At 63.4% G+C, this 20,262-nt stretch carries 16 protein-coding genes; 14 read left to right on the forward strand and 2 right to left on the reverse strand.

Going from position 1 to position 20,262, the window contains the following annotated elements:
• Positions 1–476: 476 nt before the first annotated feature.
• The 13 genes from E3O25_RS14425 to E3O25_RS14485 all read left to right on the forward strand — a co-directional run bounded on the left by E3O25_RS14425 (position 477) and on the right by E3O25_RS14485 (position 12,208).
• Positions 477–869, forward strand: coding sequence for a metalloregulator ArsR/SmtB family transcription factor (locus E3O25_RS14425; RefSeq protein ID WP_092111488.1), 393 nt, complete (start codon positions 477–479; stop codon positions 867–869).
• A complete protein-coding gene (locus E3O25_RS14430) occupies positions 862–2,100 on the forward strand; it encodes an MFS transporter (protein ID WP_092111490.1) in 1,239 nt (412 codons plus the stop codon). Before E3O25_RS14425 ends, E3O25_RS14430 begins: the two co-directional genes overlap by 8 nt.
• A 165-nt stretch (positions 2,101–2,265) precedes the next feature.
• Positions 2,266–2,724, forward strand: coding sequence for a hypothetical protein (locus E3O25_RS14435; protein ID WP_092111492.1), 459 nt, complete (start codon positions 2,266–2,268; stop codon positions 2,722–2,724).
• 238 nt (positions 2,725–2,962) lie between these two features.
• Positions 2,963–3,412, forward strand: a complete 450-nt coding sequence (locus E3O25_RS14440) for a DUF305 domain-containing protein (protein WP_338419471.1) — start codon at positions 2,963–2,965, stop codon at positions 3,410–3,412.
• A gap of 198 nt (positions 3,413–3,610) precedes the next feature.
• Positions 3,611–4,408, forward strand: coding sequence for a M23 family metallopeptidase (locus tag E3O25_RS14445; RefSeq protein ID WP_134361484.1), 798 nt, complete (start codon positions 3,611–3,613; stop codon positions 4,406–4,408).
• The gene (locus E3O25_RS14450) at positions 4,401–5,657 is read left to right on the forward strand and encodes a M23 family metallopeptidase (RefSeq protein ID WP_134361485.1); all 1,257 of its coding nucleotides are present in this window, start codon (positions 4,401–4,403) and stop codon (positions 5,655–5,657) included. The genes E3O25_RS14445 and E3O25_RS14450 overlap by 8 nt, the downstream gene beginning before the upstream one ends.
• Positions 5,658–5,757: 100 nt before the next feature.
• Complete coding sequence (locus tag E3O25_RS14455) at positions 5,758–6,618, forward strand: hypothetical protein (RefSeq protein ID WP_092111499.1); 861 nt, start codon at positions 5,758–5,760, stop codon at positions 6,616–6,618.
• Between the two features lie 270 nt (positions 6,619–6,888).
• Complete coding sequence (locus E3O25_RS14460; protein ID WP_241988611.1) at positions 6,889–8,190, forward strand: multicopper oxidase family protein; 1,302 nt, start codon at positions 6,889–6,891, stop codon at positions 8,188–8,190.
• 120 nt (positions 8,191–8,310) lie between these two features.
• A complete protein-coding gene (locus tag E3O25_RS14465) occupies positions 8,311–8,565 on the forward strand; it encodes a hypothetical protein (protein ID WP_092111502.1) in 255 nt (84 codons plus the stop codon).
• Positions 8,565–10,025: a multicopper oxidase family protein gene (locus E3O25_RS14470; RefSeq protein ID WP_134361487.1), complete on the forward strand. Its 1,461-nt coding sequence runs from the start codon at positions 8,565–8,567 to the stop codon at positions 10,023–10,025. The genes E3O25_RS14465 and E3O25_RS14470 overlap by 1 nt, the downstream gene beginning before the upstream one ends.
• Positions 10,026–10,128: 103 nt before the next feature.
• Complete coding sequence (locus E3O25_RS17590; RefSeq protein WP_241988612.1) at positions 10,129–10,287, forward strand: MarR family winged helix-turn-helix transcriptional regulator; 159 nt, start codon at positions 10,129–10,131, stop codon at positions 10,285–10,287.
• Positions 10,288–10,449: 162 nt separating this feature from the next.
• Positions 10,450–11,127 carry a response regulator transcription factor gene (locus E3O25_RS14480; protein WP_198410994.1) on the forward strand — a complete coding sequence of 226 codons (678 nt, stop codon included), beginning with the start codon at positions 10,450–10,452 and terminating at the stop codon, positions 11,125–11,127.
• Positions 11,102–12,208, forward strand: coding sequence for a sensor histidine kinase KdpD (locus E3O25_RS14485; RefSeq protein ID WP_134361489.1), 1,107 nt, complete (start codon positions 11,102–11,104; stop codon positions 12,206–12,208). The genes E3O25_RS14480 and E3O25_RS14485 overlap by 26 nt, the downstream gene beginning before the upstream one ends.
• A 181-nt stretch (positions 12,209–12,389) precedes the next feature.
• On the opposite strand, the gene E3O25_RS14490 is transcribed toward E3O25_RS14485, so the two are convergent.
• Positions 12,390–18,002: an Ig-like domain-containing protein gene (locus E3O25_RS14490; RefSeq protein ID WP_134361490.1), complete on the reverse strand. Its 5,613-nt coding sequence runs from the start codon at positions 18,000–18,002 to the stop codon at positions 12,390–12,392.
• Between the two features lie 249 nt (positions 18,003–18,251).
• Between E3O25_RS14490 and E3O25_RS14495 the strand changes: the two genes are divergently transcribed.
• On the forward strand, positions 18,252–19,145 hold the full coding sequence (locus tag E3O25_RS14495; RefSeq protein WP_092111512.1) for a DUF808 domain-containing protein: 894 nt from the start codon (positions 18,252–18,254) through the stop codon (positions 19,143–19,145).
• Between the two features lie 294 nt (positions 19,146–19,439).
• On the opposite strand, the gene E3O25_RS17030 is transcribed toward E3O25_RS14495, so the two are convergent.
• Positions 19,440–20,262, reverse strand: an 823-nt coding sequence (locus tag E3O25_RS17030; RefSeq protein WP_198410995.1) for a hypothetical protein, incomplete at its 5' end; no start/stop codon positions are given.

Raw genomic sequence — 20,262 nt, forward strand, 5'->3', positions numbered from 1 at the left:
GAACCTACAAGGGGTCGCAGGTTCGAATCCTGTCAGCCCGACCCATCGAAACGTAAAGTCCCGGTAGATCGCAAGATTTGCCGGGACTTTTCGTTGCCATGTGAATTGACGGTTCGGGCGCGACCCAACACCGTGCGTCGACCCAACATCGACAATCCAACAGCAGACACGCTGAATCGCCCGGCTGCTGCCCTTGACACCGTGCAGCAGAAAATTCTTGGCCTGAATTGGCAGATCAACCTACAGGGAACGGGCACCACGACCGTAAGCATGTGTCTCAGGTCGGGTACCGGCAACGAACGCACTGTCTCCAGCGACCGGGCTGCCAAGCGGTGATTTTAGTACTGCGGGCAAACGCGCAAGTACGCTCACAAGGCCGTGGATGGCCACCTGCTTCTCAACCGGGAGTGGACCGCCGATCTCAACCCGACTAGCACCGGCAGCGCAACGAGGGTGCATTGTGCAATAATCTGCGTATGAATGCAGATAAGAAGATGTGCACGCTGGATTCGGATGGGGAGTACGTGGAGCTGGCGGTGGAGGTCTTCGCGATGCTCTCCGACGCCACGCGCATTCGCATTATTCTGGCCCTGCGCGACACGGAGTTGTCGGTCAACGAGCTCGCCGAGACGGTCGATAAGTCTCAAGCTGCCGTCTCCCAGCACCTCGCGAAGCTGCGGCTCGGGCGCATCGTGGCAACGCGCCGAGAGGGCACGCGGGTGTTCTACCGTCTGACCAATGAGCATGCCCGCCAGCTCGTCGCGGATGCGATTTTCCAGGCTCAGCATGCCGTCGAGGGAACACCGACGCACCACCGGAATCCGGTTAAGCGGGCTGCAAATGGCCACGATGTGAGCGCTCATGCTTGAGGTTCTGCGCAACCGAACCTATCGCCGGTTGTTCAGCGCGCAGATCGTGGCGCTGGTCGGCACCGGGTTGCTCACCGTGGCTTTGGGCCTGCTCGCGTTCGACCTGGCCGGCGGCGACGCCGGCATCGTGCTCGGCATCGCACTGACCATCAAAATGCTCGCCTACGTCGGCATCGCCCCTGTGATCTCCGCATTGACTGCGCACGTGCCGCGCAAGACCTTGCTGGTATCAGCGGATGTGCTGCGCGCGACCGTCGCCCTCTCCCTGCCGTTCGTCACCGAGGCTTGGCAGATCTACGTTCTCATCTTCGTACTGCAGGCCGCATCGGCTACCTTCACCCCGGCATTTCAGGCCCTCATCCCGGCCGTGCTTCCAAAGGAGAGTGACTACACCCGGGCGTTGTCACTGTCCCGTTTGGCCTACGACCTCGAATCACTGCTCAGCCCGATCCTGGCTGCTACTCTGCTGACCGTGGTCAGCTACCACTCATTGTTTGTGGGAACTGTCGTCGGATTCGTTGGTTCTGCCGCGCTCGTGCTCACCGCAACCCTGCCGGCCCATCAAATTTTCCCTCCGACACCGTTCTGGGAGCGCCTCACCCGCGGTGCGCGCGTCTTTTGGCGCACACCGGAATTGCGCGCCCTCCTCGCCATGAATATGGTCGTCGCCACGTCGACGGGCATGGTCATTGTCAATACCGTCGTTCTCGTGCAAAGCCACTTCGGCCGGGCACAGTCCGACTTCGCCCTAGCCTTGGCCTGCTACGGATTCGGGTCCATGCTCGTCGCGCTCGCGTTGCCGCAGGTACTCGAGCGATTAGCCGACCGAACCGTCATGCTGCTCGGGTGCGCTGTATTACCCGTGGGGCTTTTGGCCCTCGCCGGCGTTGTTGCCCTACCCGTAACCATCCTGACCTGGTCTGGTCTTCTCGTGATCTGGTTCGCGCTCGGCGCCGCTACCGCCCTCATCCTGACGCCGTCGGCACGACTGTTGCGCCGCTCGTCCGATGAGACGAATCGGCCGGCCGTCTTTGCCGCACAGTTCTCGCTCTCTCACGCCTGCTTCATCGTCACCTACCCTCTCGCCGGGATACTCGGCGCCCTGCTCGGGCTGGCACCAACCGCAGCGGTGCTTGCCGGCATCGGGATATTCGCTGGCATCATTGCAATTCGTGCGTGGACGACTCAGAAGACGCTCAAAGCGCCCACAGATACACCGATCGCCGCCTGAACGAACGGCGTACTGCCTGACGTGCTGCCCACGGAACGGATTGTCCTGGTCGGCGGTAGTGCTCTGGTGAAACTGGCATTCAGGATTCACCGATCGCCGTGGGGTACGCTGGTAAGGAAGACATCGGCAGGTCGGTCGTGGACTGTGGGCAGAGAAGTAGGTGAAATGACGCTGGAGCGTGCGGTACGACGGCTGATCTCACCCGTCTCTGTGTCGCCGTTGGTCTCGCTGCTTGCCTTGGCCGCGCTGCTCTTTGCCGTGTTTGCCATACACTCCGAGGCGACCGGGCATGCCATGCACACGCCGGCCCCGGCTTCATCGAGCGTTGCTGTCTCATCGTCTGCTGCTGAGCAATCTGTGGTGATGGGTATGGCTGCTGTCATGGCTGCTCCCGTCGTCGCGGCGATCACGTCGGGAAGCCTGGACGGAATGCTTGATTGCGCTCTGCTTGCTATGACGTGTGTCCTGCTACTCACCCTCGTTGCAATGGTGTTCCTGACTCGGCTTCCAGCCACGTACCGGCGCCTACTCGATGCAGGCGGCATCATCCTGAACTCCTGGCGCACCGCCGCCCTGCCGGTTCAGCGGCCCAGCCTGACCCTTCTCTCCATCTGTCGCGTTTAGACCGAGATGCAGCTCCGAGCCACCCCGTGGCTTCGGAACTTTGCCGTGCCCACGGCCACTCGGTTTCTACTACTTCTCGACGAATGGATGAACGATGCTCAAACCACGAACTTTTCTGTATGCTGCTGTAGCCTTGGCGGCCACACTCACCCTCAGCTCCTGTGCCGGAGGTAGTCCCGCCACCGACTCAGCAAACCCCTCAGCCAGCCAAACCACAGCGGCCTTCAATTCAGCGGACGTGACCTTTGCGCAGATGATGATCCCCCATCACGAGCAGGCCGTTCAAATGAGCGATGACCTGCTCGCTAAGGACGGTATCGAACAAAGCGTCATCGACATCGCAACCGAAATCAAGGCTGCCCAGGAACCTGAGATTGCCCAGCTGAAAGACTGGTTGGCGGCGTGGGGCGAAGACGAGAGCAGCATGTCCGGCATGGACGGCATGGGCGGCGGCTCCGACGGAATGATGTCCGACAACGACATGATGGCCCTGCAGGACGCTTCGGGTGTAGAGGCCAGCACACTGTTCCTCGAACAGATGACGGTGCACCATGAGGGGGCTGTCGCGATGGCGCAGCTCGAAATCGATGATGGTGAGAATGCGGACGCCCAGGCGATGGCCGCCACCATTGTCAAGACGCAGACGGCCGAAATCGCCGTCATGGCCGAGCTCCTCGCCTCGCTCTAAAACGACACGTTCGGGGCGGGCTCTTCTTTAAAAGAGCGCGCCCCTGGAGCCCATTTTTCGTTTCCCGAATGACCTGCAAGGACATAAGTATGCACTGCCGTCACTCTCTTCCTCTGGTGCGCCTCGCGGGCGCGGTGATCCGTGGATAGCACCGGTCACGTCGCCACGGCGCCCCACATCCCCGGCACCACTCCACACATGTCGCGACGCGATCTGCGCGCCATGGAAGCCATGCTGTGTGAGGGCCGATCCGGCCCGTCGAAAGCTACACCACCCCTGATGGGCGCCCCCCGGCCGATCCCGCTCCGCAGGCGCGCCGCAGCCGGCAGCGCCATGGCGATGATCGCGCTCTTCGCGATCAGTACGTCCCTGCCCGCACTTGTGGTCAAGACAGACACACCACAGGCTGCCGCCGCTAGCAGCGACGCCCAGGCGGACGATCTACAAAGCGTCAGCGCGGCCGGGACAGCATCCGTTCTCATCGAACGCGACGGCTACACCTTCACGGAAGCACCCGAACCGGCCTCGTACACCGAAGTTGCCAGCAACGGGGAATGGGCCAGCCTGAGTCCGGGCCAGCTCAGCGACCAAGGCTGGGCTCTACCGGTGCTCGGCCGAATATCGAGCCCCTTCGGTTCTCGCCCGAACAAACCAGTGGACGGTGTCGGTGACTTTCACAACGGAACCGACATAGCCGCACCCTGCGGCCAGCCCGTCTTCGCGGCCACCGGAGGCAAAGTTGTCACCTCGGGCTATCAGGGTTCGTACGGCAACTGGATTCTCATCGACCACGGCAACGGCATCGAGACGGGATATGCGCACAACAGTCAGCTCCTCGTTGACCCAGGTCAGCTGGTCGTGGCCGGTGAAATCATCGCCGTTGTGGGATCAACCGGTGCGTCCAGCGGTTGCCACGTGCATTTTGAAACTCGCGTCGACGGTGAACGCGTCGATGCGGAAACCTTCATGAACACCCGGGGGGTGTCTCTTGGCTAACCGCAAGACGGCCACTCGGTTCGCTCTTGCAGCGGTGACGGTTCTGTCGCTCCTGGGGATCGCGGCACCGGCCGGCGCGGCGGAGTACCCGAGCTGGTCGGATGTGGAATCCGCACGATCGTCCGAAGCGGGTAAGCAAGCGCAGGTCACGGAGCTGACCGGGCTGATCGCAGGCCTCACCGCCGAAGTGGATGCTGCGCGTGCGGAAGCATCTCGTCGCGCATCCACTTATGAAGCCGCACAAAACACATTCGACGATGCGACCTTGCGAGCCACAAATTTACAGGACCAAGCTGACGCTGCTTCGGCCGCCGCCGCAATTTCGGGCGAACAGGCCGGACGGCTGGCAGCCGCGCTCGCTCGGTCGGGAAACAGCGACTTGTCGTTGTCGCTGTTCCTGGACGGGCCCAGCGCCAGCGACCTCCTGAATCAGCTGGGTTCCATGAGCAAGCTGACCGAGCGGATGAGTGTGGTCTATGAGTCCGCCGCCGCCGACGAAAACTCCGCCAGATCGCTCACTGATCAGGCCCAGATCGCTCAGCAGACGCTCGGTGCGCTAGCCGAGACGGCTGAAACCGCGTTGGCCGAAGCGATGGCCGCCAGCATTCGGGTGGAGGCGGCGCTAGGTGACCAGCAGGAAGTTGCCGCAACATTACAGGCGCAGCTGGCAGTTCTGACCGAGGATCGGGCCGCGACAGAAGCCGACTACGCCGCGGGTGAAGGTATCCGCCGGGCGTCCGAGGCTGCGGCCGCGAAAGCGCGCGCCGCCCAAGCTGCGGCCGCAGCATCGGCGGCTGCAGCAGCTAGCAGGCCAGCGGGCGGCAGCGGCACGCCCAACGCACAGGGATGGACCGTGCCCGTGTCGGGCTGGATTAGCTCAGCGTATGGGGCTCGGCCTAATAAACCGGTGGCGGGGGTCGGTGCGTTTCACTATGGAACCGACATAGCCGCGGGCTGCGGCCAGAACGTGTCCGCAGTATCGGCGGGAACAGTCAGCTACGCCGGCTGGCTGGGCTCCTACGGCAACTGGGTCCTCATCGACCACGGTGACGGCACCCAAACCGGTTACGCACACAACAGCTCACTGCTCGTCAGCACCGGGCAACAAGTTGCCACGGGTGCCACCATCGCTCTCGTCGGAACGACGGGTGCGTCCTCGGGCTGCCACGTGCACTTTGAAACACGAGTCAACGGTGCCCGTGTCAATCCACAACCCTTCATGAGCGCTCGAGGAGTCACTCTTGGCTAGATTCAATCGGTCACGGAGCCGGATCATGGCACTATCGTTCCCACTCGTTGGCCTCATTGTTCTCACGGGTTGTTCCGCCAATGATTCGGATTCAGCGGAAGTGTCGTCCAGCCTCGACTCGGTGGCGAACGCTTTCGAGCACGTGCACGGGCTGGGCGCTGATCCCCTCACCGGAGACACCTACGCGGCCACCCATCAGGGGGTGTGGCTCATTCCTACCGGGGTGCTGGACGACACCTATCTGGCCGGGGCGCCACGAGCCGACGCGACCCAGCCGCTACAGATCGCAGGCCTGGCGCAGGACACAATGGGCTTCACCGTGGCTGCGCCCGGTCAGTTGTTGGCGTCGGGTCATCCCGATCCGGCCGAACCCAGCGACCTGGCGCTGCCCAATCTGGGACTCATCTCCAGCACGGACGGTGCGTCCACCTGGGTGGCCCTTTCGTTGGCGGGCAAGACCGATTTTCACGATTTGGATGCAGTACCCCTCGACGACGGCACCCTGCGCATCTACGGGTACGACGCGGGTGCCGGGACCATTTCCATCAGTGACGACTCCGGCCTGACCTGGTCAGCGGGAGCGAAACTGGCGCTTCGCGATCTGAGCGCGGATTCTGCCCAGGCCGATCGGCTCTACGCAACGACTGCCGAAGGGGTCGTGGTGAGCACCGACGTGGGTCGCACGTTTACCGCCGTGCCAGGCGCACCCGTGCTGCTCCTGCTGGACACCGTCGACGCAAACGCTGGCGGAGGATTGGTCGGTCTGGATCCCAGCGGCGTAGTTTGGCGCCAGGACGACGCCGAGACGTGGACGCAAACCGGAACGACCGGTCACGCCCCCGAAGCGTTCGCCGTCGTCGGCGGTTCCTCACCGTGGATCCTGGTCGCGGACGCCACCGGCATCTCCGCTAGCAACGACTTCGGGAACACGTGGACCGCACTGGTAACGCTGTCCAGCTAGCACCTGCACCACCGAACGACACCGGCCATCCGACCGACGTCCGCATCATCGATTGAAGGAAATTTGATGAATTCGTCTTTCACGCGTCGCGTCTTTCTCGGCGCTTCTCTGGCCACGGCAACCACAGCAGCACTGGCCTCCTGCGCACCGTCGGCCTCTCCGGCTGCCCAAGCGGTCGATCGTATCCTGCCAACAGATCGGCTGGTTTCACAGTACGAAGACGCTAGACCCTCGACCGGGACAACGGTCACGCAGAAACTCACCGCCGGCGTGTTCGACACGACCGTCGCCGGCATCGCTCTGAGCACCTGGGGTTACAACGGAGTACTCAATGGGCCCGTTATCCGCGCGAAAACCGGGGACACGCTCAACGCCCCGGTCACCAATGCGCTCGCGGAGTCGACCAGCGTGCACTGGCACGGCTTGGCTTTGCGCAATGACGCCGATGGGGTCCCTGTTGTGACCCAACCGGCGATCAAACCGGGCACCAACTTTGACTACACGTTTCGACTCAATCAGCCCGGCACCTATTGGTATCACTCACACGTTGACATGCAACGCGAACGCGGGCTCTCCGGCCCGCTCATCATCGAGGACCCGCGAGAGCCCTTGCTGTACGACCAGGAGTGGGTGATCCTGCTCGACGATTGGCTCGACGGCATTACCGGCACACCAGACGACGTTTTGGACGAACTTTCCATGGGTATGGACATGTCCGGAATGGATATGCCCATGACGCATATGCTCATGGGCGCGACCAGCACCTACCTCGGCGGAGACGCCGGGGATGTGCGCATACCCGCCCACCTCTTCAATGGCAAAGCGGCGCAGGACGCGGAGGTGTTCCAGAGCCGGCCGGGCAACCGCATTCGCCTGCGGATCATCAACGCGGCCGGAGACACCGCCTACCGGGTCGGCATACCGGGGCAGAAAATCACCCTGACCCACACGGACGGGTTCCCCGTGCAACACGAGGACGTCGACGCGGTAGTCCTCGGCATGGGCGAACGCATCGATGCGATCCTCACCGTTCAGGACGGATTCACGCCTCTTCTGGCCATCCCCGAAGGCAAAAACGGCCGCGCCTACGGTCTCATCAGTACCGGCAGCGGCACCGCCCCCGATGCCGGCGCCCTTCCGTCAACCTTGGACGGTCAAATGACCGACGGAGGCCGCCTCACCGCAGACGAATCCGTACTCCTCAGGGACAAGGCACCCGACCGCCTACACACCGTGCGCCTCACGGGCAGCATGGGGAAGTACGACTGGAGTATCAACGGGCGACGCTTCGACATGACAAAGCCATTTGCGGGCGCTTTCGATATCAGTCTGGATGAGCGCGTTCAGGTCAAGATGATCAATGACACCAGCATGTGGCACCCCATGCACCTGCACGGACACAGCTTTCAACTGGCCAACAACGGGGCACGCAAGGACACGGTAATCGTGCGCCCGAAGGAAACCGTCACATTCGAGTTTGACGCTGATAACCCCGGTCAGTGGATCGCGCACTGCCACAACGCGTACCACGCCGAACGCGGCATGATCGGACTGTTCTCCTACGTGCGCTAGCGCTCCGGCCCCAGCGCCGGTCAACTATCCGATCTCAATTTGTGCGGCTGACATCCAGCCGCAACATATACCCCTAGTCGTATAATTAAGTGTTTTTCGTATTATGAAAGGAATCGCATCATGATGTGGGGCAACGGAACTATGGGGTGGTCCTGGGGATACGGACTGCTGGCAATGGTCGGCATCGCACTCCTCGTGTACGTCATCATTCGGATATCGACCAAAAACGCGGAACCTGGCCCCTCGTCGCCACCTCCATCAGTTCCGTCTGATCTGACCAGCGCACGAAAGATCCTCGACGAACGATTTGCTCGCGGAGAGCTGACAGCAGAGCAGTACCGCGACCAGATCCGGGTGCTCGGCGAAGGACGATGATGGCCGACATCAGCCGCCGAAACGCTCTCATTCTCGGCGGCGTAGGAATCGGCGGGGTGGCCATCGGCGGGACCGGCTTCGTGGTGAATCAACAATCAGGGCGGCCGCAGGCTTCGGAAGGGTCGCGTGGAGTCGCTCTCGTTCAGCCCACCGAAATGCGGAGCACCAATGGCATGTTGACGGTGGCGTTGGAATCGTCGCCTCAGCAGGTCAGCATTGCCGGCCGCACCGTGCGTGCGCTCAGCTACAACGGGGGCGTCCCGGGCCCGACCCTGCGCCTTCGGGCCGGCGACACTCTAAACGTCAACCTGCGCAACGGACTCACCGATCCGAGCAACCTGCACGTGCACGGCCTGCACGTCTCGCCCGAGAATAACGGCGACAATATGTTCGTCATGGTCGACCCTGGCGGTTCATTTGACTACCAGTACAAACTGCCCGCCAATCACCCGCCGGGTGTGTATTGGTATCACCCGCACCACCACGGTTATGTCGCCGACCAGGTATTCGGCGGCCTCTATGGCGCCATCATCGTGGAAGACCCTGAGGAGATTCCCGCCACCCGGGAACGCGTAGTGGTCATCTCCGACATGACCTTCGATTCATCCGGCACCATTTCAGCCGCCACCGAAATGGAGAAGATGTCGGGCCGCGAGGGTGAACTCGTTTTGGTCAACGGGCAGCTCTCCCCCGCACTGAGCGCCAGCCCCGGCGAGCGGGAACGCTGGCGGGTCATCAACGCATGCACTTCCCGCTATCTGAGGCTTCGGCTCGACGGGCAGCAGCTCACCCTCCTCAGCATCGACTCCGGCCGGTTCGAATCTCCCCGCGACGTTGACGAAATCGTCTTGGCTCCGGGCAATCGCGCAGACCTCCTCGTGACCGCGCTCGCCGGCTCCTCCACACTTCGCGCCCTCCGCTATAACCGTGGTGCCTCCGGTGGAATGATGGGTGCCCGCACGACCAGCTCCGCGGATGTCGCACTGGCCACGTTCGCTGTTGCCGGCACCGACACGGCCGCATTCACCGCGGTACCCGAGCAGCTCGCACCACGGGACTTGCGTTCCGCTGCCGTCACCGCTCGACGCGAATTGAGATTCGCCATGGGAATGGGCGGCGGCATGGGCGGCGGCATGATGTCAGCCACCATCAACGACCGCACATTCGATGCCACCCATGTCGACACCACCGTGCAGTTCAACAGCATCGAGGAATGGACGCTCACCAACACCAGCACCCTCGACCACCCGCTCCACCTGCACGTCTGGCCGATGCAGATTATCGAACAAAATGGCCGTCCAGTCGACTCAGCTATCTGGCAGGACGTCGTCAACATTCCGGCACGCAGCATCGTGCGCGTTCGGATCGCATTCGACGATTTCAGCGGACGAACCGTCTACCACTGCCATATCCTCGACCACGAAGACGCCGGCATGATGGGCATCATTCAAGCGATCTGATCACCAGCGGGCCGCCGATCAAAAGCGAGGCATGCGCCGAGGACTTGCCTCAGCATTTGATTGCCGGCCCTGGGTGGAACCGGGATCAACCGACCGACGCGAAATGGCGGTCTCGTCTCGGGTGGTGACCGGCCTGGAACGCAAGGGCCTCGTTCACCGCGCTGCCTGCGAAGAAGACGGCCGTGCGACCAACGCCGTGCTCACCCCAGACGGCGAGAAAGCCTACGAAGCCGCAGTGACGACCAGCGATATCACGTTCTAAGAAATAAGTACAGTCCTCCTTTAAGCGGACATCAGCGGTAGATTGCACCTGCGCCAAAGAAGATCTGACGCCGACGCACCCAGTACCGCAATGGTGGGTTGTGTAGCCGGAGCGGCAAATCCGCCACCACGCAAGTGTGTGCGGGAGGGGAGGGACGCCGACGTGAAACGTATCGTGGTCGTTGAGGACGAGCCCCTCCTGGCTCAACTCCTCCGCCGGATCCTGGTCGGTGCAGGCTACACGGTCACCGTGGCCGGCACCGCCGTCGACGCCCTGGCGGCTATCCGCGCAGTGGACCCCGACCTGATCATTTTGGACCTTTTACTGCCGGACGGACGCGGCGAGGACGTCCTGACCGAAGTGATGAGTTTCCGTCCGTCGAGCCGCGTCCTCGTGCTGTCATCGATGACACAAGTCGCGACCAAGGTCGGCGTGCTGAACGGCGGTGCGGTGGATTTTCTTGCCAAACCGTTTGCCAACGCCGAACTGCTGGCCCGGATCAACACCCGCATTCGCACACCAGCGTCGTCGCAGGCGTCGGCTGCCAGCATCACCCGCTACCTCCGCAGTTCTGGCGTCAGTATCGATCTGCAGCAACGGGAAATCGTGGTCGATGGACTCCGTGTCCCCCTCACGCAACGAGAATTCATGCTGCTGGTCTATTTGCTCGAGCGGGCGCCTGAGCCCTGCACACGGCCGGAATTGCTTGAACAGGTCTGGGGGACGAAATTTGACACCGGCACGAACGTCGTGGACGTCTGCGTACGCCGGCTGCGATGGAAACTGTCGAACGACAAGATAGAAACGGTGCGCAATGTGGGATATCGGATCACGGCTTAAGGCAGTCCTCGTCACCGTCTGGGCGGTCTTTGCGGGGCTGAACTGCTACCTCACCTTCGCACTTCCGGGCCAGGAGACCATCCCGTACCACCTGGTGTGGGCCAGCTTCGCGCTGCTCTACGGACTGTGCCCGTGGCCACGGCGTGCCACCCTCGTCGTCTTCGCCGTCATCATGACGAGCACCGGGATCGCCCTGGTCCGTCACGCTCTGGCAGGGATCATCGGGTGGGAAGAGTGCAGCGAGATTGTCCTGATGGGCGGAATCATTTCGTTGTTGATCTGGCATGTGAACCGGCAGTGGGCGGCGCAGGCTCGACTGCGGGCTCTGCAGCAGGCCGACCGTTACCGCAGCGAACAGCGGGAGAACGCCGCTCGCTTCGGCTCGCACGAGGTACGCACCCGGCTGACTATCGCCAGAGGCTATGCGCAACTCATCGCCGACCAGTCGGCAGAGCCGACGGTTCGTGGCGACGCCGAGCTGGTGGTGACTGAACTGGTCAAGGCGTCGGCCTTGGCGACCAATTTGCTCACCCTGGTCCGTGTGGTGGAGCCGTCGGACCCCGAGCCGGTCAATGTGGACCGGATGCTGGCCGAGATGCTGCGTCGGTGGTCGGTGACTGCCGACCGCACCTGGAGCGCCCGGAGCGCGGTCGGCACCGTGCAGGGCGACAATGAGCGACTCGAGGCAGTGCTGGACTGCCTGCTCGAAAATGCGGTCAGGTTCACCGGTCCGGGTGACGTCATCGCCATGACCGCCGAGACTCAGGGCGGCGAGATGGTGCTGACCGTCCAGGACGCCGGGGCAGGCATCCCCGCCGCCGACCTGGCCTCCATCTTCGAGATCTTCCGAACCGCCTCGACCGCAGGCGAGCGGGCCGGCAGCGGGCTCGGCCTGTCGATCGTCAAGGCCGCGATGGAAGCTCGAGACGGTACCGTCTCGGTTGCCAGCTCGCTCGGTCACGGCACAACCTTCACCCTGCGATTCCCCGTACAGCCGGCGTCCCTCACCCCACGCCCAGAACTCACCTCCGATGCGGCTGACCGTGGTCCCCTCAACGAAGCAGTCACCGCCGTCTGCTAGCCTCCGTTGCGAGCCGAGGAACCAGCGGACCCGGGCACGAGGGCTGAAGGATTCTGCTCCCTGGCCAGGTGGGGCGAGACTGTCGGCACATTATTCTCTTCCTGCAGATTGTGCATTGCCTGGACGGGGCAGCACGCCGCCACCCGGCCCTGAATCCGGGTGGCGGCGTGCTGTAAGGCAGCTAGTTGCCCGTTGTGAAAGTCCAGATGACGGGGACTAACGGGTTGCCAACGGTGTCCTTGATTCCGCTGTTGAGGGTGACGGTGTATCGGGTATTGGCCAGCAAGGTCCCGTTCGGGTTCAGTGTCGCTACCCTCGTGGTGCTGGAGTAGCTGACCCTCGAGGTGAAGGCGGCGCCGGTCGACGTGCGCTTGATGGTGAAGTTCCCGCTTGCCGCGGCTGCGCTCGGCAGACCGGTGACCGCCTCGTTGAAGGTTGCGGTGATGTTCGCCGTTCGGCTGACCCGGGTGGCGTTGACCACCGGGGTGCGAGCCGTGACGACCGGGGCGGGACCGGTGATAAATGTCCACGTCTTGGCGCTGAGCGGGTTCCCTGCCACGTCCTTGACGGCGTTCGTCAGCGACAGGATGTAGGTACGGTCAGCGACCAGCGGGGCGTCCGGAGTCAGTGTTGCCAATCGGGTGGTGGAGTTGTAGGTCACCTTCGACGCGATGGTCGCCGTCCCCAGCTTCAGGGTGAAGTTGGGGGTGCTGGCACCGGTCGAGGGCAGACCGGTCACGGTCTCGCTGAACGTTGCGGTCAGCGGAGTCCGCGTGGCGGTGGTTCCCACAGCGACGCCGGTGGCTCCGGCGGCGGGGTTTGTCGTGGTGACCGTCGGGCTGGGTCCGGAGGTGAAGGACCAGCTCGTGGCCGACAAGGAGCCGCCCGACGCACTCTTGATGGCCGTGGCAAGCGAGAGCGTATACGGCTTGTCAGCGGCGAGCGCCGCCGTCGGGACGAGGGTGGCCGTACGCGTCGTCGTGCTGTAGGTCACCGAAGCCGGAACGGCCGCGGTGCCCTGCTTCAACGTGAACGTGGTGTTGCTGACACCGGTGACGGGTTCATTGAAGGTGACAGTCGGTCGCACGTTAACTGCTACCCCTGTCGCCCCGGATCCGGGGTTCTGGGCGGTCGTGCTCGGCGTGGTGGAAGCGGTGAGCAACGGCGCGGACACCGTGTTCCCGGCCGCGTTCCACGCCGTGACTCGGTACGCATACTGTCCGGTTGCGGCGGTCTTGTCGGTGTAGGCAGTGACGTTCGCCAGACTGGTAGCGATCTGGGCGTAAGCGCCGACCGCACCGTTGGCTAGTGGTGCGCGCTCGATCCTGTAACCGATCTCGTTTTTCGCGTTTCCCCAGGTGGTGGGATCGGTGATCGATACCGGGGATCCGTCGGTCCAGGTCAACAGCACGTCACTTGTGGGTCGCGTGAAGCTCACCACCGACGCGTCGGGCAGCGTGCGGGGTGCACTGACCGAGATGGGCCGCATCATGTCCATCTCCTCATGGCTGAGGATGTGGCAGTGCCACACGTACTCCCAGCCGAAGTTGGTCATGACGTTGCTGATCGGGGCGATCGGGTCACCGTTGGTGTCGGTGTTGTTGAAGCCCGCTTCGGACCCGTTCGGGCCGGTTGTCGAGCCCTTGGCGCCCAGCGGCATCATGGGGTTGAGCGGCCTCATGCTGTCCGGGATGGCGAACGGGAGTTTCGGCAGAATGGGACGAACCGCCACGATCGTGTCTTCCAGCGGACTGACCCGTACGGTGTCCTTCCAGCCGAGTTCCGTCGGTTCGGGCGGGATGATGATGTTGTCCCAGGTGACTCTGTTCAGTACCTGCACATCGTTCAGATGGAAGTGCAGCGGATGGGTGTCCACTCCGTTGTGAGTGATCTTCCAGATCTGGGTGCCGTCGGCGTTGGTTGAGATCGGGGTCACGTCGAGGCTGTTCGTGCCCTTGGTGCCGTCCAACAGCTCCGTGGCAGGGTTGACGTACGGGTAGAGGATGACGTTCTGCAGCAGCGGTGTCGCTCCTGGAGCTTCCAAGCCGATGTTGCCGCTCATTCGCCCCCACTCGTCGAAGTTCGCCGAGTTCATCTCGTCGTGGACGCTCTTGCCCTCAATGGGAATGCTGAGCTGAGTGCCCGACAGCGTGTCGAACTTGAATTGGTCACCTCCCTGCTCGGCGATCCGGGCAAAGCCGTCACACTTGGCGGCAGGGTTGGTGGCCGCGTTGCAGTACCCGCTGCCGACGAAGTTCTTGCCGTAGGCCTGGTTGTACGCAGCCTGGCCCACGACGATGGGGTTCTGGCTCGACTCGAAGACTCCGGCGGGCTTGCCTGCCGCGTCGGTGTGGTGATCGAACGCCGCCATCAGCTTGCCCATCTGGTCAGCCGTAGTGTTGGGCCGGTCGAAGGCCAGCGCCGGTGCCGCGTTCGAAACCTTGACCTGCATAACCGATCGCGTGTCCGGCCCGTAGCCGGGCAGGGTCGTCGGAGCGCCAGCCGGGGACATGTCCGGTCCGCCGGCGTAGTAGTCGTAACCAGGGATCCTGGCCGGGAACGCCGCAGGTGCGTCGTTGTAGAGGATCAGCGTCTTCCCCTTATAGGCGGAGAAATCGACGATCACATCGGCACGTTCGGCCGGCGCGAGCAGCAGCGAGTGCTGGTCGACGTTGCCAACATCGAATCTGGTCGCGTCGGTGATCCACGTCGTCTCGTGGGCGGGGACCACCGCCGGGGTCGGCAGGAAGCCTCCCTCGTTGCCGATCTGGATCCAATCGGGGCCCTTGGGACTCTTCGTGGTGTCCGGCGTCGGGAAGACGACCGGGTCGGTCTGCGCCAGGGCGACTTCGCTCGGCTTCAGCGCGACCTCGGTGCCGGTCGCGGGATCGGCGACGTACCAGGACAGGTTCCAGAACCGGTCGTCGGAGCCGTTGAGGATGCGGAACCGATACGTCTTCGGTTCCATGGTCGTGGTCGGGTAGGCGGTGCCGTTCACGACCGGCGTGTCGTGGAAGGCCTCCATGCCGACCGAGTTGTTGGGTGTCGAGGGAATAAGGGCCGGTTCGCAGAAGTCGGCCACGTTCGGATCGCAGGTCGGGTCGAAGTAGGGGTTGGCCATGGGCGGGTACTTGGCGTCCTTGGCTGGCGGCCAGAACCACGGGCCGTAGAACCATCGGCCGAACGAGCTCATCCCGCTGGGGTCGCCCGGGTTCTGCGCCGGCATGTAGACGTGCGGCTGCCAGAGGTTGCCCTCACCACCCCACTTCTTCGAATCCCAGGTGGGGTCGAGCTGAGCCATCCGCTTTGCGCTCGGCACGAAGGTCTTGTCCTGGATGGTGAGCGGGGTGCCCATTCCAAGGCCGTCGAGGGCGCCACCGGGAGCCATCAGCTTCTGCTCGGTGTCGTCGGTGATCATGTACCCGGCTTCCTCGCCGGCATACACATTGAGCCGCGTGATTCCCCACGAGTGGTCGTGGTAGAACATCATGCGCGCACTCTGCTGATTGGTGTAGAAGAAGGTCTCTGCACCAGGACCAGGGTCGGGCATGTCCGGAACGTTGCTGACGCTAACGCCCTTCGGGTACGCGGTGTTCTCACCGGTTGGGGTCACCCACTGGTGCGGTGTACCGTCACTGATCCACGGAGTGATACCCCCGTGCAGGTGCAGAGTGGCACGGTTCTCGGAATAGCACGTGCTCGGTTTGGGAGTCTCCCCGCACATCGGGTTGCGCACACCGTCGAGCACACTTTTCTCGTCCGGTGCCATGTCCATCGGGATTTTGGTGGCTGGGTCGAGCGTCATCATTCCGGGGCCGGAGCCTGCGCCCATCACCGAGGTGTCAACCGGAAGGAAAAGATCGCCGGCGACGCCGGTGGGCAGCAGGTTGCGGAACAAGACCCGGACGGGCTTGTTCTTGGTGGCGAGGATCGTCGGGCCGAGATAATGCGGCTGGTCCACACCGGTGAAGCTGATGGGGCTGTCGGGCAGGGTTGGGTCGAGGTTGGCGTTGCCGAGCGCGACATTCTTACCGGGAACGACGGTGGTTGAGATTTGTACGTACCCGCGGAGCAGCGTGGCCGGGAGGTCTCGATGAAACTTCATGCGGTACTGCACTACCGCGATCTCGTAGTAGTCGGTGCCGGGGTACGTGGTGGTGTCCGGCACTGCGACCGGGATGTACTGGCCCAGGTCGTTGGCGTTGGCTTCTCCTTGCCCAGGAAGAGTGTCGACAAACTTCTTGATTCCCGGGGTGAGGTAGCCCGCGCCGGGGGTGGTGACCACGATGTCAGTGACCGAGCCCTTGACCGCCACTTTGGCCGTAGCGCTGGCGCCCTTGTCGGCCGCACCCAGGGTGTCGGCGATCGTCACTGCTGGTGTTGAGTCATAGCCCGCCCCGCCGTCGGTGACGTCGATGCGGGTGACGCCGATGGTGGCCTCGACCTGGGCCGGCCGATCGGGAGCTGTCTTACTGGCGTCGGTGAGGGTCACTGTCGGGGCCGAGGTGTACCCGCTCCCCGCATTCGCGATCTCGACGCCGGTGACCACGCCGTTGGCGTCCATCGTTGCGCTGGCCGTGGCTTGCTCGCCGTCGGCGAGGTCAGGCTGGGAGATATTCACCAGCGGCTGGGCCTGATATCCCGCACCGCCGTCGGTCAACTTCAGGTTGTCGATAGTGCCGCTGGCGAGCGCGTGCGCCTCGGATCCCGCGGTGGGGTTCCCGCCCGTCAGCGTCACCGCGGGCGAGGTGAACCCGTATCCGGTCTCGTTGACGTCGATGCTGGTTATGACGCCGGTGGCGATCCCGGCGGAGGCCTTCGCTACCGTGATCGGGGTGACCCCGGCTGTTGTGATTTCTACTGTTGGCGGGACCGCGTAACCAGCACCCGGGCTGGTCACGGTTACACCGGAAATGGCACCCGTTTTCGGGTCGACCGAGGCAGTGGCTTCCGCGCCCGTGCCTGGGTCGGTGATTGTTGGCGTGACGTCGGCCGCGAAGGAGTAGGTGCGGTCGTGAGAGAAATCGGGGTAGTTCGAAGCACCGAGCGTGACGGTGCTGTCCGTGGCCGGAGCGACGTTGGTGGCCATGGTCGGGTCGCCGCTGGCCGGCGTGCTCAAGGTATCGCCATTGGCGGGTACGTCGGTGTCCACCGGAACGCCTTGGCCGTAGAAGCCGATCACGTCGTCCTTCTGGACTGTCACTGCCGGCACGAAATAGGTCTCGACCTCGCCGGTGTCTACTGTCGGCGTCGGGACCTTCAGCTCAGGGCTGGTGTAGACGACGGTGTATTCCCCCGAAAGACCGGTCGGTCGCAGCACCAGCGCGTGGAAGAGGTTACCCGCCGAGGTGGTCGGGCTCGCTCCTGCTGTGCCCTGGTTCCAACTTTGGAAGTCGTTGAGGGTGCCGGCCGGGAGCTTGGTGTGGTCGAGCACGACCAGTACCGGGCCCATATCACCGGTCGGCTTCGCATAGTCGGTCGCATACGTGCGCTCGGTCAGCGGGTTACCGTACCGGACCGGCGTCGGGGCCCCGACGCTAATTTTCACCATCGCATCCGCTAACGTCTGCGGGCTGTTGGCCCAATTGGGGTATGGACCGAAGTAGTGGGGCACCCTTGTCGTATCGGTGGCGCTCATGGGGACCGCAGCCTCGGCCGCATCGGGCCGGAAGAAATCGCGTAGTCCCATGGGACCGATGCCGCTGACCAGCAGCGCAAGCGCCACGGCGGCAGCCGGCCCAGCCAAACGACTTCGCGGGGCTTGGCGGAACGGTGGGCGGGCGGGTGATTGCATGATTCCCCTAACAATCGTTGGATGCGGTTGCGGACTCTATGCGATGAGGGTGCACCACCGGCGTCCTCGACGGGCCGTTTATGACACAACTGTCATCTAGCAGAATGCGTCGAAGGCCTGTGGCCTTGAGCACGTCGGCTCCGACCGGTGAAATTCCGGTGGTGAACCTAGGAACTGGGTCCCCACGGTAATCTGGACACCATTGCTGTCACCCGTTCGGAGGGCGACGAAAACTATTAGGAGAACCAGATGTCGGTCGGCCTGCTCGCCGTAGTCGATGACATACTCACCGCTGCCCTCAAGGCGAGTGCGAAAACGGCTGGTGTCGTCATCGACGACGCTGCCGTCACTCCACAGTATGTTCAGGGCTTGTCGCCAGCGCGCGAGCTGCACGTCGTCTGGCGCATCGCGCTGGGCAGCCTGTTCAATAAGTTCGTCATCATCATTCCGCTCGCGCTGCTCCTCTCCGCGTTCGCACCCTGGGTGTTGCCGTGGCTGCTCATCCTCGGTGGCTCCTACCTGTGCTTTGAAGGCGCGGAGAAAGTGACCGAATGGTTCGGCGCGCATCACGCCTCCGATGAGAGTGAATCGAGGGAGGAGGGCAAGCTCATCTTCGGCGCTATTCGTACCGACCTGATTCTCAGCACCGAGATCATGCTCATCGCCCTGGCGAGTCTCGACCCCGATTTTGGCATCTGGATGACGCTCGGCGCCCTGGTCGTCATCGGCCTCGGCATGACGGTACTCGTCTACGGTGCCGTCGCGCTGCTGGTCAAGATCGACGACATCGGACTGTCACTGATGAAAAATCCTGCACGACGAATGCGGCGCACCGGCGCGCGCATCGTGGCTGCCATGCCCGCCGTGTTCCGGGTGATCGGAATCATCGGCACGGTCGCCATGCTGTGGGTCGGTGGGCATCTGGTGATCGCCAACCTGGCCGAGACATTCTGGCAGGCCCCCTACGACCTGCTGCACGTCGTGACACACGCGATCGACTCGGCCGGCCCGGCCGTCGTCTGGGTCACCGACACGACAATCTCACTGGTGTTCGGCCTCATGCTCGGCCTGATCATCGTCGGCATCGTCTTTGGACTGTCGGGGCTTCTCAAACGCAACAAGCCAGGCGTCGTCGCTGCCTGACCGCGGTCGCCTTCCCTAGCTGCCCGGAAAGCGGATGCCAGCCAGCTGCGGACGCACCGCTGCGGCCGGTGACGTGTTCCACGGCGACTGCGCGAGCAGATCACCCTGTTCGAGACGGCGGGCTTCGTGGTGGTCTCCCGTCCATCCGTGGGTCGAGCAGCGGTTCAGCTCGCACTGATGGCACTTCACGTTGCGCGGGGCTGCGCCGGGGACCGACACAAAGGCGGGCCACGCGTGCTGTGTGCACGTGGGGCCCGCCTGATTCCTGCGAGGGAAATCCGGGAGAGGGGCTGCTTAGCCCTTCTTGATGACGACCGCGGTGTTGTCGCTGTAGTAGTTGCGTTGGAAGTCAATCATGGTCGTGGTCTTGGCGATCACTGCGCAGTTGGCGACCTTGGTATCTCGACCGAAATTGTTGTCTTTAATGATCGTGCCCTTGAGCGGACCGTAGGCTTTTTCGGCGATGTTGACGGTGCAGGCGCCGTTGTTGGCGTAGTTGTTGGTGTAAACGAAGTTGGACACCACTCCGCGGTCCTGGGTGATCTGTACGGCGGCGCTGTGCGAGTCGGTCAGGCGGTTGCCGGTGACCTTGACGTTGTTGCCGCTCTGCACCTGGATGGAGTCGTCGTGGCTGGGCGATCCGCCCTGGTTCGGGTCCTTGAGGTAGTGCATGTGGTCGTGGATCCAGCTGTTCTGGATGAGCACGTTGCTGCCGGTGACGTGAATTCCGTCGATGACATTGTTAATGTCTAGGCGGGTGGCGGTGAAGTTGTAGCCGTAGATGCCGTTGGCGTGGGGCGACGCCACCGTCGGCGACAGTTCGGTGTCGGTCACGACGAGGTTGCTGAATCCGCCGAGGTTGTTGATGAGGGCGCCGGGGCCGTTCATGGTGCGACCACGAATGATCGAGTTCTTGATGGTGACGTTGGCGGCCTGGATTTTGACCAGCCCGCGAATGTCCAGGCCGCTCAGCACGGTGCCTGGCGTGGTGACATTGATGTCACCGTTGACGACCTTGAGCACGGTGCCGCTTGGAACGCCGGTGTTGGTCGTCGTCGGGGTGCCGCTGGTGGGCGGGGCCGGTGTGGGTGCCGGAGCGGGAGCCGGGGTGGGGGCG

Source organism: Cryobacterium sp. TMT1-3 (genome assembly GCF_004402315.1).
In the GTDB taxonomy this organism is placed as follows: Bacteria; Actinomycetota; Actinomycetes; order Actinomycetales; family Microbacteriaceae; genus Cryobacterium; species Cryobacterium luteum.

Bases quoted from the DNA above. Each gene is read 5' to 3' on its own strand.
- E3O25_RS14425 (WP_092111488.1), top strand. From the start codon at position 477: ATGAATGCAGATAAGAAGATGTGCACGCTGGATTCGGATGGGGAGTAC.
- E3O25_RS14495 (WP_092111512.1), top strand. From the start codon at position 18,252: ATGTCGGTCGGCCTGCTCGCCGTAGTCGATGACATACTCACCGCTGCC.
- E3O25_RS14485 (WP_134361489.1), top strand. From the start codon at position 11,102: ATGTGGGATATCGGATCACGGCTTAAGGCAGTCCTCGTCACCGTCTGG.
- E3O25_RS17590 (WP_241988612.1), top strand. From the start codon at position 10,129: ATGGCGGTCTCGTCTCGGGTGGTGACCGGCCTGGAACGCAAGGGCCTC.
- E3O25_RS14435 (WP_092111492.1), top strand. From the start codon at position 2,266: ATGACGCTGGAGCGTGCGGTACGACGGCTGATCTCACCCGTCTCTGTG.
- E3O25_RS14490 (WP_134361490.1), bottom strand. From the start codon at position 18,002: ATGCAATCACCCGCCCGCCCACCGTTCCGCCAAGCCCCGCGAAGTCGT.
- E3O25_RS14445 (WP_134361484.1), top strand. From the start codon at position 3,611: ATGTCGCGACGCGATCTGCGCGCCATGGAAGCCATGCTGTGTGAGGGC.
- E3O25_RS14465 (WP_092111502.1), top strand. From the start codon at position 8,311: ATGATGTGGGGCAACGGAACTATGGGGTGGTCCTGGGGATACGGACTG.
- E3O25_RS14430 (WP_092111490.1), top strand. From the start codon at position 862: ATGCTTGAGGTTCTGCGCAACCGAACCTATCGCCGGTTGTTCAGCGCG.
- E3O25_RS14470 (WP_134361487.1), top strand. From the start codon at position 8,565: ATGGCCGACATCAGCCGCCGAAACGCTCTCATTCTCGGCGGCGTAGGA.